The following is a 16,231-nucleotide window of genomic DNA, read 5'->3' as shown; positions in this document are numbered from 1 at the left end:
AACTTAACTAAATTTACTTTAATTTGTAAGGAGGTATACCTCCTTACAAATCAATCAATGGTTCTTGACGATCATGATATAGATTAATGCTTTAATGAAGGCATTTTTCATAAAACATCGACAAAGCATTTTTTTGATAAGATTCAATGTCAAAATGTTTAAACTCCAACCTTCCCAAGATAAAGTCCCGCATTCCGTTGAAGAGACCGTCTACACTATTTTCAACTAATACACCAGAACGCCCTTCAAGAGCACTTCTAGAACCAGTAATGTCAGTTGATATTATAGGTTTATCTAGAATCATTGCTTCGAAAAGAACCATAGGTTGCCCTTCATGATTTGAAGAGAGGACAAAACAGTCAGCTCTCTTTAGCAGTGGAAAAGGATTTGATATGCGTCCCAGAAGATGTACGGATTTTTCAAGTCCTAAAGTTATAATCTGGCGTTGTAAATCAATCTTGAGGGGGCCGTCTCCAAGAATTAATAACTCAATATTAGGATATAATTTTTGTAATCTGCAAAAGGCATTAATCAACTTTTGTTGATCTTTTTCGACTGAAAGTCTGCCCAAAGTTATAAAGTAGATTTTATCATTTTCAAAAATAAATCCACTTGTATCAATATCATCAGATTTTTTAATCACCTCATCTGGATTCTGAACATTATCACAATAAATAAACTTATCATGCTCAATATTAAAAAATTCGCTTAAGTTATCTCTGTTCAACTCCATCGTTTTTTCAGAAACAGAAACAATTTTATTGTAAGATTTATAAAAATCAAAAACAACTCTAAGATATGGAAATCTTTCTCTCCACTCGCTCAACTTATCATTATGTTGAAATATTATTTTATTTCTAACTGTATCTTTCGGAGCATTAGCAAACCGGATAACCCAAGATTGATTATAACCTTCAAAATGGATTAGATGATCAATATGACTATAGCCAAAGAGCCTTAAAAACTCTCGTTGGTAAGCATGATCAAGAATATCATACATTTCCTTACTTGCCAGGGTGAATTGATTATTTAATTTATCATTAAGCCATTTCTCTTCAATATTATAAAGCATGTTTCCACAAGTTCCAATGACTTGAATATCTGGAGAGACTCTCTTAAACTGCTCGAACCGTTCTTGAAAACCATGAATTGATTTTGGGTCAACAACCAAAGAAATATTATATTTATCACGATCAATTACCGATATAAGATTTAGCCATGATGACAATATACCATTTGGAATAAATGGACCAATATAAAAAAGTATATTTTTATTTTTGTTTTTATTAAGCAATATGGATTTTTCTTCAAAGAAGAACCATTCAATTACTTTTCCACATACACTTCCATCATCATTTTTACAAAACTTATCAATACCTTTAGATGCATCGAAATATATTTCATTACGAAGATATCCACTTAACGTGTTAAGTAACTCTACATCATTAAAACAAACGGTTCCAGGTAATTCATTTAGAGGAAAATACAACCCTCTCTCATTATTATATTGCTCAATATCATACGCATAGTAAATTACTGGTCTATTCATTACAAAAAAATCGAAAGCAATACTTGAATAATCTGTGATAAGAATATCAATCGCCCCTAGTAACTCATTCGTGTCAATCTCAGAAGGAACAATTGTTATACCAGAAATATTCTGCTCACTTACTAATTTTTCGATCATATGATGACCACGGAAAACGATATGACAATCCTGGTCAGCCAACTTTTCAAGATCGTTCTTTAGTTTTTCTATATCTAAAGTTGCCTTTCCATGTATTCCTCTCCAAGTTGGAGCATACAAGACTACTTTATCGTAAACGTTCGCATTAATTTTCCTACGTATATATTCCTTCCGTTCAGAGCTAAGATTAATAGTCCGGTCAATGCGAGGATAACCTAACTCTTTAATTTCCCCACTAAATATATTAGATATATCATACCTATCTAATAAAATATTAGTTGTGTGTGTATTAGGACTAAGTAAATGTGTTGTGTGAAGGAAATTTCTAGCCACATTTTTATGTGCTAAAAATTCATCTTTAATATCTTTTCCAAGAAATTTTATAGGAGTTCCATGCCAAGTATTTAAATATCGCTGCCCTTTCTTTCTTATAAAATACTCAGGAAAACTAACATTATTTATCAAAAATTCACATGATGCCAAACATTGCATGTATAAATCACTTTGCCTTGAAACAAAATATACATTTTTTTTATTTTTTAGCTGCTCAGGGATTTTTTTTTCATTATTGATAACCCAAATATGTCTGAAATTATCAAATCGTTGATCATCAATAATATCTAAAAATAATGCATATGGGTTACAAGAAATACTTGCACCATGAAAGCTTTCATAAAGTATAGTGTTTTTTTCAATTGATAATGTTTCATAAAATTCAGTGTATGTAGCATTCCTCCTAAAAGTTAAATTTTTTGTTAGAATATCATCAGGAGCCCCATACGGTGTTCCAAAAATCTCTATTTTACGAAAAAAATTACATGCCTGTTGATAATTCCCATCGCGGAATAATGAATATCCGATTCTATAATAATAGTCTTTGGTATATGTATTGTTTCTCATAATACCTTCATGATATGCAATGACAGCATCATTCCAATTACATGAAGATTCATATGTTTTACCTAATTCATACCATAATCCATAATTTATGCATGAATTAGAAATTGCTGACTCTAAAGTATTAATCCTGCTTTCATATTTAAGTTTTTTTCTGTAAGAGTTTAAATGGGTATCATTGTTATCAATAACTTTTATTTGTGATGCATAAATTTCCTGAGAAGAGTCATATGCTTTTATATACATTTCACAGGATTGCCTGTATTTATTAGCCTTAGCATATGCGTACCCAGATCTATAGTACCAAATCGAGATATGTTTGATATTGCTTTGTGCTGCAAATTGATAAGCAACAGCAGCATCAAGATACTTTTGACTTCTCTCTAAAACAAACCCTAGCCTATAATGCCAATAAGGATGATTTTCATCGAGTGATAATGCCTTGCGATAATTCTCTGCGGCTTTATCCCATTGATAACATCTATCATAAGATAATCCGAGCCTATAATATAGCTCTGCACATAATGGATTTATGGATGTATGTTTTTCATACGCATCAATAGCCTTAGCCCAGCGTCCCTTATATTGATGAAATGCTCCTATTCCAAATTTATTACTATTTAATTTTTTGTCTAACGATATAGCTGTCGCATATGCTATTTTAGAACTACGGACATTTTCTACATTGTTTGTTTCATCAGATTCAAGCGAATATCCGAGTGCATAATACCAAATAGCATCATGTTTTTTATTAAATTCAAGTCCTTTTTTATAATATATACTAGCCTCATTAAAACGCCCCATCTTTTCTAATGCGGTGCCAAGTTTGAAATAACGTTCAGGTATTGAAGGATCTAATTTTATTGCGTTTTTCAGCGTATCAACTTCCTGCCACCAACGCCCTTTTTTATGAAGAACCTCAGCAAGTCTATCGTGTAATTTTGGATTATTAAAGTCTGTATTAAGTTTTTCCCTTAATAAATCTTCTTCAGTAGATGATTTGCTCACCATATGATTATTTAACTTATCAAGATGCCTTGCACACTGTTCGAGTTGTTCTTTCCACTGTATATTTGAGGGTTCCAATTCTAATGCTTTACTTATATATTTAAATGCCTCTTCATATCTATGCAATTTAAGATTGCATATTCCTGCTTTAAAATAGCTCTCCGCATGTTTTGTTTTTTTTATGATTGATTTCTCAAAGAACAATAATGCCTTCTCCCATTCTTTTTTTTTGTATAGAGAAATTCCGTTAATATATTCTTTGGATTGGCATATTTTTTTAGCTAACTTAGTTAACAACATACTATGTCCCCATGATTATTTTTTAATATTTAATATATTCAGTTATATAGACCTCAAGGCTTAGATATAATACACCCAAGTTCATTTAATTTATCTTCATAATATCTAACGCCTTCAACACTACCAATTTTCATGTTTATTATTAGCTTTTTATACGCGTGTATTTTTAATTCATACATATTAACTATTTCATGATTGGGTGTATCGAATGCAGAGTCAAATTTCATTTTTTCTTGCATCCAGTTTCCATAATTCTCAGTCAAATATAAATCATAATTTTCTGGTATTAAAAACACGTTCCCAAGAAAACCATAAGAAATCAAATTAAATGGAGTATTGTTCCATCTCAGCTTTGAACCCGCATGCCAATAGCTGTCATGATCTCGATAATGAAAAAATATGTCGATTGCCACACCATTAACATGTTTTATTCTCAACGTATACGGTGAGCGCATAGGTGCAATATCAAACAAGCCAGAGCAAGCAATTTTCGTTGATAATACGGATAGATTTGTTTCGCTCCATACTCCTATATCAATATCTTTGTCATGTTTTAGTAATTTTTTATCACGAATACAACCAAGTAATGTTCCGCTAACTAAAAAAAACTGTATTTTATTAGCATCCAATATTTTTTTTAGACCTAATAATGCAATTTTAGCAGCATTAACAGAAAAGTTTTTATTGCTAGTTTTTGGTAAGATAAAAGCCTCAGAATTTATACTTCCCAACAATACTTTAACCCGATTTAATGCTTCTTCATATAGTTTAGCCCTTAACGCAGCAATTATAAGGTAATCGTTCACATCATAATGATACTTAAGTATATTCCTATAAGAACATTCCCTTTCCCAATGATTCAATAATTCATCATAATCTTTTTTTGTATCAACCAAGTTCGCCAATAATAGCCAAGTTTTCAAACGATCAGAAAAATTAAAAACTTGAATGAGTACATCCTTCGCTTCTAATTTATTTCCGGTTAGTCTATAAACATCAGCCAACCCATAATAGCTATCAGTATGTATTGGGTTTACCTTAATTATCTCTTGATATAATTTCTTAGCAAATATATAATCACCATTAAGAAATGAAGCCCTAGCAACAAAATATTTAGCGACACTCCCGCCAAAAAGTAAAATCAACCACTTAAATTTTAAAATCTCTTTCGAATGACCTTTTCTTATCGCAATTGTTAGCAGCAGATAAGATATTATATTAACAAATAAAATACCTTTGAATTTCTTCGCATTTTTTATAGAGTTTTTTATCTCTGAATGAAATTTCAAAATCCCTCTCCAAAATTAACCATATCTTTTGATTTGAGAAATTAGTTCTGTCGTTGAAATACCAACAGTTCTTGGCAGATATGATACTTCACATAATTCCTTATATTCATCAAATCGCCCTAGCCAATCATCTCCCATCACTAAGATATCTGCCTTAAATTTTTTAATATACTCGCCCTTTAATTCCAATGACTCTTCAATAAAAACTTCATCTACAAATTTTAAGGACCTAATTATTTCAAGACGCTCAGTTTCCGGATAAACAGGATACCTCTGTTTTTTTGAGAAATTCAAATAATCGGATGAGACGCCAACTATTAGATAGTCCCCCATTTTTTTTGCCCTTTTTAAGATATTTATATGACCTATATGTAATACATCAAATGTACCAAAGGTGATAACTTTACGCATTTTTAGCTCCACTAAATGTTCAAATTTTCATCATTTTGATATAACTTAATTGCGTCATTAATATTCTGATAAAGACAAGTCTGATGATCTCTAGGTATGAATAGCGCCACATCACAAAACTCTTTCAATGAATTCAAACTATGTGAAACCATTAAAAAGCTAGATTCTTTATGCCTTTCTTTAAACAATTGAGCGCATTTTTCTTTAAACCTGGCATCACCGACCGCCGTTACTTCATCGACGATATAATAATCAAACTTAAATGCCATGCTTAAACCAAAGCCTAAACGCGATCGCATACCTGATGAGTAAGTTTTAATCGGCATATCGAAGTACTTGCCAAGTTCGGCAAATTCTTCAACAAACTCAATTTTCTCTTTCAGTTCTTCTTGCTTCGCGTATAACCGCGCAACAAATTTTACGTTTTCGCGTCCGGTTAAACTTCCCTGAAATCCACCTGCAAGGCCGACTGGCCATGATATTGTTTTATTAGTGATGATCTTTCCACTGTCGGGGCGGTCAATGCCACCAATCATTCTCAGTAACGTTGATTTACCCGCACCATTACGACCAATAAAGGCAACACTTTTTCCTGAAGGGATTTCGAGGTTTAAATCCTTAAACACATAATGTCGACCCGTTGGCGTGCGATATGACTTCGTCAAATTCTCAATCTTAATCATGATGTCAGCATTGCCTCCTCACGAGTTCGATATAACGCCAGACCAATGAACAGAGTTATCAATGTGAACATTGCCAGGTAGTTCAGACTCACACCTTCGCTAATATAGCCAGGCATAACGGCCTCACGGCTTAACTCCACGACATGCACTAGTGGGTTCCAGAGTAGATATGACCAGTATTGCTTTGGAATTGAGTGCAGAGGGAACATGATGCAGGAGATGAAATAAAGGGGCTTAAGAAGTATCGGCAGAACCTTTTGCATTTCGGGGAAGGTTTTACCAACGACCATGAATATTAAGCCGACGCTGCATGAAAGAATGATCAGCAGACTCCAGGTAGCCACAAGTTGTAAAAAATTTGTTATCTCGAAATATTCGCCTGCCATCCTGACAATGAGCATAAGCAGAATATAAACAGAAACGTAAATCAGCGTCTCAAGCAGGGCGCGCGCAATGATCGTATCGATGGGTTTTACTGGGCGATAATTAAACAGCCCCTGGTTCGCTTCAATAGCACTTACAGAACGTTTGCTGATACTGCTAAAGATAAAAAAGGGAATCAGGCCATTAAGTAAAAACACCGGGAACGAGATGTCTGGCATCGTGCGGTGCATAATGTAACCAAAAATGCCCAACAGTATCAGCAAATGCGCAGAGGGTTCGAGAATCGCCCACAGATATCCCAGACGGAACTTACCAAAGCGTGTTCGTATTTCTCGTAGAAATAATGCCTCTACGGTGACTTTCTGGACTTCAAATCCACTTCTTGCCATTTGGTGATGTGATCCTATTCTCTTCAGGTATGCTACCGCCCCTGGCTTAACAGCTACCAATACACTGGAGGTAATACTTGTTTGTAACTGGATAAAATTTAGTCAGACGGTTTGACCTTTTTAATAGCCGCAAACAATTTCAGCAGAAATTATTTCCGCAGGGATAAATAGATCTATTTCCGTCTCGTTTCTTCTAATCCATTCTTCAGGCATGAATGTATTCGGTCTTCTGGTAATTTCAGAAAACTGGCCGTTTCAGAATGTTGAGTTAATTTCTCAGGAAATTATTTCTACTTCTTTTTGCTTAACCAATATGGCTTGAAAAAGATGTAAAGCAGCATGCGTTCTGGATTACTCCGGAACACACTTATTCAAAACGGGCCGCTAATTTCGCAAGAAATTATTTTTCACTATTACTGTTAACTACTTGATTATAATACCACCCATGAATTTTATGCGTAGTAACACCTGTAATCTATCTCAAACCAGAACGCATGCGATTGATTACCAATAAATTGTTTAGCAAGAAACTATTTCCCTATTTAAAATTCACTCATGTACTTCTTATTTATATCTACAGCACCCTCTTTACAGTCACATTTGTGATTTACATCACATTTAAACGGTGTTATTTAACACCCATCAATAATTCCGCGAGTAATTATTTTTGTCGATTAAAATATACATCTTGATTATTTTTGTGTGTTTATTTTAACCAGTGTTACAACCAACACCATCCCTCAGTAGATATACCTGAGCAGACATTTCTTAAAATCGACGAATAGTTTCACTGGAAATTATTATGCTTATTTGAAATTCCCTTTCTGATTATCTCCAGGAATTTTACTAACTTCCAGGTTACACAAAATACAGATCACACTAGAATTATCCTATATGTTTTGGCCTATCAATTGTTACTCAATGATTTATTACAACTATTAATAATCATAATGTGTCAAAACACTTAAGCAACTTTACAGTCTGAGAAAGGTGTCGATTAACGAAGGCTACATGGTGAAAAACAGGTTCCTTCAGTGTTACCGAATATTCCGTGGTGGTCTGGAGGGAGATAATTCTTGCTACATCGAAACTCAGCCCGGTGAGCGGGTTTGACAGTTCCGCACTCACCATTGGGCTAAGGGTTATCAGGTGGGGTTAAGGAAATGGCAATACCTACCCCCGCCCAAACTCCAGTCGCTGCACATTCACCATCCCAGGCTTCTCACCCGCACTGACATCAATTTGTGCCACCCGCAGCGCGTACTTTTCATCCAGCGCCTTTAACCAGTTCAGCAGGTCATTAAACACCACAGGTTCTATCCAGACCTGAATATTCTCCCCACGCTCGGCAATCCGTTTGATGACCACAGAGTGCGCGGAAGCGCTGTCGCTGATGACCCGCGATACCTGTGCTGGCGTTGTCGTGCCGGATTTTCGCGCCGCAATAATATTCGGCGCGGCGCTCTTCAGTCGCGCGTTCATCGCCACCAGCTGCTGCAACATCGTCTCCTGTTGTTCTATCCGTTCGCTCAACGGCTGCCAGATGAGGACGTAATATCCGGCGCTAAACAGGAACACTACCGCTGCCAGTAACATGCCTTTTTCACGCGGAGAACGCCCCGCCAGGTGTTGTGTCAGCCAGTGTTCGCCACGGCTTAACTGGCGTTCACGCCATTGCTGAAAATAGTGAATAAATTTATCGCGTAACATGTTATTTCCTCCGCAACGTTACGCCGCCGGAAACCGCATCACCCTCTTTCTGTAACGCGTCCTGTTGCACAACATAATCTGCCGCCAGTGCGCTACGCAGTTTGTCGAAGCTGGCAAAGTTCGCAGCCCGTAGCTGAAGGTGAAGCGTCTGGCGTTTTTGATCAAAGGTGAAACCACGCATTTCGATGTCGGAAAGTGACGCTGATTTCAGGGTACTGGCGATCACTGACAATTCTGCGAGCAGCCAGGTATCGTCGGCCTGTGGGCGATATTTTTTCAGCGCCATCGTCATCTGAGAGCGTAAATTCACAATCCGCTTCTGCTCCAGGAATAGCGTTAAGAACTGTTTCTCCGCCTGGGTGCGGCTTTGCGCCACCTGTTCGCTGACGCTCCATAACGTCACGCCCCGTTCCACTACCAGCGCAACCAGAATCAGCAATATCGGCAGAATCATCACCCGCCAGCGCGCCCACTGTTTTCGGTAGCTGACACGAGGCTGCCACGGCCCTGTTAGCAGGTTCCCTTCCGGTTCGCCATAAGTGGTAATGGCGGGCAGAGCCGTAACGGTCAGGCGTTCGCGTCCGCACCAGCCCATGCAGACAGTTCTTCCGGTGCAATGCCGACCACGGTTAGTGAAATCGGTAAATTCTGCTCATTGAGCTGTGCGCGGAACATGACCGGAGCCAGCGCCCGCCCGGCGCTCCATCCCCGGCATTCATCGATGCGGCAGATAACCCGTTGCGCATCGCCAGCCATAAACCCACAAGGAATGGACATCCAGTCCGGCGCGACGGTAGCGCGGGTGATGCCGTTTGCCTGCAACCACTGCGCAATGTTGCGCATATGCTGCTGGTGAATCACAGCTACGGTTGCCAGTTGCTGGTCGATTTTCAACGGGGCAAAATGCAGTTCATCGATATCCTGGTTCAGCTCTTCTTCCAGCAAGGCGGGCAGAATCGTCGGTATCTGCTTGCGGGGCACATCAGGCAGTTCAACCTGCCAGACGCTGATCCATTCGCCGGGAATGTAGAGTCGAATCGCATCAGTTTGCAGCCATTGCTGGAGACATTCATCAGCAACGTCAGGCCAGATACCGTGCTCCACGTCGGGTGTATGGCGCTGCCAACGGATGGGATCAGCGGCGCAAAGCGGGAAAAAAATCTCAAGCATGAAACTCACTCACTTTCTCCTGTCTGATGCCAGAGAACAGAAAAGTGTTGTGGGCCCATGCGGACAATTAACGAATTCATCGTCAGTTCAATCTCATTCACGGTGATATCTGAACGCAGCCAGAAGTAATTGCTGTCCACGCTCAGGACGGTTTTTAGCTGTTTTTTAGTACGCTCATCGACGTCTGCAAGTAGCGGCTGTGCAAGAAACTGATCGACATCTTCCCAGCCCTTCGCCGGACGTTGTTGTAATAACGCCCGCGCCTGAACAGGGCTTAACCACGGGTCAAACAGCGCCTCAAGAATCACACTTTGCGTGACATCTAATGTATTGATGTTGATTTGCTGGCGGGCCATCGGCAGCGCACAGACCAACGGTTTCAGTTTTTGATAAAGCCCGGCGTCCATTCCCTGTACCACGCGCGTTCCATCGGGTGTGCGCTAAGCTCTTTTCGTTCCCCATTGGGACCCCCTTTTGATTTCTTGTTTGACACTTGCAGTTGCCAGACCGCAAGGTGTTTTAACAAATCAAAAGGGGTTTTAATAACTGGCTCAAAGCTGAAAGCTTTCCGGAACCCCCAGCCTAGCTGTAATGCCAGTCAGTTAAGCAACTGACTGGCTCTTTTTCGGGGCTGTGGGGTATTTCCAGGCCTCTCCTTTACCACTCTCGGGAAGGCCCTTTCCCTTCTTGTCGGTAATTTCACAAGTTGTCCCATACTTGCAAGATCGCGCATCAGCTCCGGTATACGTCCCGGTGAAGCGCCCTGCAATGTCATCAGCATTCTCATCACCATTCCGCATGATTCTGAGAAACTCAGTTGATTCGGCCAGTAACCTTTCAGATGTTCCGCCATTTTAATCATCTGATATCTCACCAGATTATAAGCCAGTAAGACACCCCACAGCTCTTGCTCCACAAGCTCCGGTTTTTTACTTCTCAGCGTCAGCCTGCTCAGTTGCATCGTCTGTTTTATCTCCCTGTATCCCAGTTCGATTTCCCAGCGATGACTGTACAGTTCCGCCATTTCTCCTCCGGGGAAGCGCATGGCGTCCGTCATCGACGTCAGCAGATGGCAGACTTTTCCTTTGCGCGTCACGGTCAGCAGGCGGGCTGTCACTTCATTTCCCAGTCCCGGCCACTTTTTTCGTGCCTGCGGGCTGGTTTTCAGCTTCACCAGATGATCGCCTTTACCCAGTTTTCTGATCTCTTCATATTGCGCTCCCTTTCTGAGAGGTATCATCCAGTGGCGGTGTTCTCCCGCCAGGCTCCAGGCATTTAACAGTCCCAGTGAGTAATAACCTTTATCCATTAACGTCAGAGTGTTATCGCCGGTTTGTTCTATAAGTTGCTCAGCAAGCTCATTTTCGCTGTTCTTCATCGTGCCGAAGGCTGCAGCCGTCAGCAGATGGCTGGTCAGTTCCATCTGGCAGACCATTTTGACCTGCGGGTAGAGCGCCGGGTTCCCGGCATGTGTCTGGCGGGGGAAGGCTGCATCGTTCTCTGGTGTATCCGGTGTGCGCCAGAACACACCATCGATGGCCAGCAGGGTCAGGCCGCACCAGTGCGGATGCGGCGTGGCGTTATGCCAGAGCTGCGCTGTTTTCGTGAACACGCGGCGGACAGCCTCACTTCCCAGGCGCTGGCGGGCCTGAATAACGGCACTGGGGGCAACGAAGGGGCGATTGCCCGGCAGCATGATGTCCAGGCGATTCACAATCTGGTGAAGAGGTTCTTTACGCTCAAGCGCCATGCCAACAATACACCAGACCATCATTTCGAGGGGAAGACGGCGCTTGCGTAGCGTTACAGTACCTGATTCGGCAAGGCAACGAGAGATGAGTTCGGGGTCGAGGTAATCCCCCAGAGAAGTCAGTGGGTTACGCAGAGAATCGTAACGGGATACCAGATCAAGAGCCTGTCCAATGTGCATAAAAAAATCCGGAAACAAGTGAGCGTTTCCGGATTCTTACACAGCCACTGGATCGGTCAACTGATCCTTAACTGATCGGCATTACAGCCTAGCTGGGGGTTTTCTGTGCACAACGAAGCCGGATGATATTAACGATCATCCGGCTTTATTGACTTACGAAACTAACATCCCGGTAAACACATACGCCTGCAACAGCGTGATAATGCCGATAACGCTGGCAAAAATCAGACTGTGCTTCACGGTGTAGCGGAACAGTTCAGATTCTCGACCCACCATGCCCGTCGCGGCGCAGGCCACGGCGATAGATTGCGGGGAGATCATCTTGCCAGTTACGCCGCCGCTGGTGTTTGCTGCCACCAGCAGGGTGTCAGAGACGTTGATTTGCTGCGCCGTGGTCGATTGCAGTGAACCAAACAGGGCGTTTGAAGAAGTGTCCGAGCCGGTAAGGAATACGCCCAGCCAGCCGAGAAACGGTGAGAAGAATGGGAACATCACGCCTGTACCAGCCAGTACCAGCGCCAGCGTGGTGGACATACCGGAATAGTTGGTGACGAAGGCAAATGCCAGCACCATGCCAATCGACAGTATCGGCCACTTCAGACTAATTAGCGTTTCGGCAAAGACGCCAATACCTTTCTTGATCCCCACGCCGAGGATGAAGATAGAGATAATCGCCGCAATAAAAATAGCGGTGCCACCAGCAGAGAGGGGGTCGAATTTAAACACCGCGTCCATTGGCGTCGGCTGGGCGACAATGGGGGCCGCTTTCAAGACTTGTTGATGCAAATGAGGGATCTGGAAATTAATCACCAGTGAATAAAACGCGCCGCCCGGAGCAAATAACGCTTTAAACGGCTTCATGGTCCAGATGGTGACCAACACCGTTAAGATTAAAAACGGTGACCACGCACGAATGATTTGCCCCAGACTATATTCTGAAGGCACGGGACCGCCAGAAGATGGTTTATTCACCACCATCGCACATGCGGATTGTCCCATGCTGATTGCCGTTTCGGTATTTTTCGGCCGCCAGACTTTAAGGAATAAAGCGAGTGAGACGATACTCACCAGCGCCGAAGTAATATCCGGCAGTTCCGGACCAATATAGTTAGAGGTAAAGAACTGCGTGACAGCGAAGCTTCCCCCAGCAACCAGCGCCGCTGGCCACGTCTCTTTCACCCCTTTCCAGCCGTCCATCATTGCTACCAGCCAGAACGGCACAAGAACCGACAGGAACGGTAACTGACGTCCCGCCATTGCGCCAATGTGGAACGGATCGATTCCCGTTACCTGACCGGCGACCAGAATCGGCACGCCCAACGCACCAAACGCCACCGGCGCAGTGTTGGCAATCAGACACAGCCCCGCCGCGTATAACGGTTTGAAGCCCAGGCCCACCAGCAGCGCACCGGTAATCGCCACCGGCGCACCAAAGCCAGCCGCCCCTTCCAGCAGCGCGCCAAAGGAGAAACCAATCAGTAACACCTGCAAACGCTGATCGTCAGTGATGGAGATAACCGAGCTGCGGATAATATCAAACTGACCGCTGGCAACGGTTAATTTATACAGGAACACCGCCGCAACAATAATCCACGCAATAGGCCATAATCCATAAATAAAGCCATAGCCCGCAGCAGCAAATGCCATATCAATCGGCATTTTAAAGGCGAATATCGCAATCAGAATAGATAATATAAGGGTTGTTGCTCCGGCGACATGTCCTTTCAGACGTAATACCGCGAGTGCAACGAAGAAGAATATTATCGGGATCAGGGCGACCAGAGCGGATAGCCCCAGTCCTCCCATCGGCATATACATTTGGGTCCAGGTAACCATATTGTTCAGTCTCTTATTATCTTTATATGCTTGATATACTTAAGGTTGTAATAAGCAAAAGAGGACTGAACTGTAAAATATAGGCGTTATACTTTACAGCAACAGTACGCTGCTAACGCAATTGCTACCTCTGGCATAACAAGTATATCGGGTAAGGGTTTCTGTTCCGCACACGCAGGCGCAGAGTATCGTTAAGATGTCCATATTGTTGTTTTAGGCCCGCTAGTAATGCGCTACGGGTATTTAATATTGTTAAACCCTGATAATCGCTCCGGTTATTTCCGGGATAAATGTACTACCGCAGTTACTATCATAGCCCCGACAATAAAACTTGCCGGGGCTTTTTTGACGCTATTAATGACTTTCTTTTTCGCGTAAACGCCAGGCGTGTAATAACGGTTCGGTATAGCCGTTTGGCTGTTTCACGCCGAGGAAGATTAAATCGCTGGCAGCTTTAAAAGCACACGAGTTAGCGAAATTCCCCGCCATCGGACGATAAGCCGGATCGCCAGCGTTTTGCTGATCAACCACTTTCGCCATATTCTCCAGCGACGCCTGCACCTGTTCTTTGGTCAGAATACCGTGACGTAACCAGTTGGCGATATGCTGGCTGGAGATACGCAGCGTTGCGCGGTCTTCCATCAGCGCCACGTTATGAATATCCGGCACTTTTGAACAACCAATCCCCTGCTCCACCCAACGCACCACGTACCCCAGAATCCCCTGCACGTTGTTATCCAGCTCTTGTTGGATCTCTTCCACCGACCAGTTAGCGTTTTCAGCAACCGGAATAGTCAGCAGATCGTCCAGCAGCGGTTCAAATTCAGCATTGAACTCGGTCTGGGCAATGTTGGCTTGCACGCTCTGTACGTTGGTTTGGTGGTAGTGCAGCGCATGGAGCGTAGCGGCAGTTGGCGACGGAACCCAGGCCGTGTTTGCCCCGGCACGCAATTGGTCGCCCTTCTGGCTGTACATGTCTGCCATCAGGTCCGGCATTGCCCACATGCCTTTACCGATTTGCGCTTTTCCACGTAGCCCACAGAACAGACCGGAAAGCACGTTATTACGTTCGTAGGCTTTGATCCACGGCGTCGATTTCATCTGGTTTTTACGCAGCATCGGGCCCGCTTCCATCACCGAATGCATTTCATCGCCGGTACGGTCGAGGAAACCGGTATTGATGAACGCCACGCGGTTGCGCGCCTGAGCGATACAGCTACGCAAGTTCAGCGAGGTCCGGCGTTCTTCATCCATAATGCCCATTTTCAGGGTATTCGGTGCCATACCGAGCATTGTCTCAACGCGGGAAAACAGTTTGTTGGCGAACGCCACTTCCTGCGGACCGTGCATTTTCGGTTTCACAATATAGACGCTGCCAGTGCGCGAGTTTTTCTGCACTTTTAAATCATAGAGGGCAATCGCGCCAGTCATGACGCCATCAAGAATGCCTTCCGGGATTTCATTGCCTTCGCTGTCCCAAATCACAGGAATGGTCATCAAATGACCCACGTTGCGGATAAACAGCAACGAGCGTCCGTGCAGAGAAATTTCAGATCCATCGGCGGCAGTGTACTGACGATCGTCATTCAGTTTACGCACGATTTGCCGACCGTTCTTCTCCATTTTCTCTTGCAGAGTCCCCTGCATCAGGCCCAGCAGGTTGCGGTACAGCAGGATTTTATCTTCCGCATCAACCGCCGCAACCGAATCTTCGCAGTCGAGAATGGTACTGATGGCCGCTTCGACGATAACATCGTTGATGTGCGCCGAATCGTCTTTGCCAATCCGCCCGTTGGCATCGATTTGTAGCTCAATATGCAGGCCGTTATTTTTCAGCAAAATGCAGGTCGGCGCAGCAGTATCGCCACGGTAACCGACAAACTGTGCTGGAGTACGTAACGTGGTTTCTTTACCATTTTTCAACTGGATGCGTAATTGTTTATCGACCACCTTAAACGCCACCACATCCTGATAGCTGCCATTTTCCAGCGGTAGTGATTCATCGAGGAAACGCCGAACCCAGGCGATAACCTGCTCACCACGCTGCGGATCGTAGCCGCTGACCATCGCCCCTTCCTGCGGGATGATGTCGCTGCCGTATAACGCATCGTACAGTGAGCCCCAGCGAGCGTTCGCCGCGTTCAACGCGTAGCGGGCGTTCATCGCCGGAACCACCAGCTGTGGCCCCGCCTGACTGGTGATTTCGCTGTCGATGCCCGTGGTTTCCACCGTAACGTGGTCAGGCTGTGGCACCAGGTAGCCCAGTTCACGCAGGAAAGATTTATAGGCCGCTTTATCTTTTACCGGCCCCGGATTGCTGCGATGCCACTCATCAAGCGCCGCCTGAATGCGATCGCGCTCTGCCAGCAACTGACGATTCTCTGGCGCCAGATCGTGAACGATCTCATCAACATTGTGCCAAAACGCGGCAGCATCCAGTTCCACGCCAGGTAAAACTTCTTCATCCACAAAACGTTTAAAATTGGCGTCAATGCGTAAACGGCCCTGGGTTATGGTTTGACTCATTGTTTATCTCC

General features: G+C 43.2%; 8 protein-coding genes and 3 pseudogenes. All 11 read right to left on the bottom strand.

Annotated features, from left to right (window positions below; all coding sequences use genetic code 11):
* Positions 1-91: 91 nt before the first annotated feature.
* On the bottom strand, positions 92-3,892 hold the full coding sequence (locus HBM92_RS03910) for a CDP-glycerol glycerophosphotransferase family protein (protein ID WP_000927647.1): 3,801 nt from the start codon (positions 3,890-3,892) through the stop codon (positions 92-94).
* A gap of 53 nt (positions 3,893-3,945) precedes the next feature.
* On the bottom strand, positions 3,946-5,181 hold the full coding sequence (locus HBM92_RS03905; protein WP_000668515.1) for a tetratricopeptide repeat protein: 1,236 nt from the start codon (positions 5,179-5,181) through the stop codon (positions 3,946-3,948).
* Positions 5,182-5,196: 15 nt separating this feature from the next.
* Positions 5,197-5,592 (bottom strand): pantoate--beta-alanine ligase, encoded by a 396-nt coding sequence (locus tag HBM92_RS03900; RefSeq protein ID WP_001233350.1) that lies wholly within the window; start codon positions 5,590-5,592, stop codon positions 5,197-5,199.
* 11 nt (positions 5,593-5,603) lie between these two features.
* Positions 5,604-6,275, bottom strand: a complete 672-nt coding sequence (locus HBM92_RS03895; protein WP_000590253.1) for an ABC transporter ATP-binding protein — start codon at positions 6,273-6,275, stop codon at positions 5,604-5,606.
* Entirely contained in the window at positions 6,272-7,048 is a 777-nt protein-coding gene (locus HBM92_RS03890) for an ABC transporter permease (RefSeq protein ID WP_000124284.1), read from the bottom strand. Before HBM92_RS03890 ends, HBM92_RS03895 begins: the two co-directional genes overlap by 4 nt.
* 1,173 nt (positions 7,049-8,221) lie before the next feature.
* A complete protein-coding gene (gene yghD / locus HBM92_RS03885) occupies positions 8,222-8,758 on the bottom strand; it encodes a GspM family type II secretion system protein YghD (RefSeq protein ID WP_000942819.1) in 537 nt (178 codons plus the stop codon).
* A 1-nt stretch (position 8,759) separates the two neighbouring features.
* Positions 8,760-9,937: pseudogene (gene gspL / locus HBM92_RS03880) on the bottom strand (type II secretion system protein GspL).
* Positions 9,934-10,350, bottom strand: a pseudogene (locus HBM92_RS03875) (general secretion pathway protein GspK); the annotation flags it as partial. The pseudogenes gspL and HBM92_RS03875, both read right to left, overlap by 4 nt.
* A gap of 180 nt (positions 10,351-10,530) precedes the next feature.
* Positions 10,531-11,876, bottom strand: a pseudogene (locus tag HBM92_RS03870) (IS4-like element IS4 family transposase).
* A gap of 135 nt (positions 11,877-12,011) precedes the next feature.
* Complete coding sequence (gene glcA, locus HBM92_RS03865; RefSeq protein WP_000259320.1) at positions 12,012-13,694, bottom strand: glycolate permease GlcA; 1,683 nt, start codon at positions 13,692-13,694, stop codon at positions 12,012-12,014.
* A gap of 354 nt (positions 13,695-14,048) precedes the next feature.
* Positions 14,049-16,220: a malate synthase G gene (gene glcB, locus HBM92_RS03860; RefSeq protein ID WP_000084104.1), complete on the bottom strand. Its 2,172-nt coding sequence runs from the start codon at positions 16,218-16,220 to the stop codon at positions 14,049-14,051.
* Positions 16,221-16,231 lie beyond the last annotated feature (11 nt).

The organism is Escherichia sp. E.sYA108 (assembly GCF_011754335.1).
GTDB classification, from domain to species: domain Bacteria; phylum Pseudomonadota; class Gammaproteobacteria; order Enterobacterales; family Enterobacteriaceae; genus Escherichia; species Escherichia coli.
The sequence above is the reverse complement of the archived record's forward strand: the minus strand, read 5'-3'. Positions and strand labels throughout refer to the sequence as shown.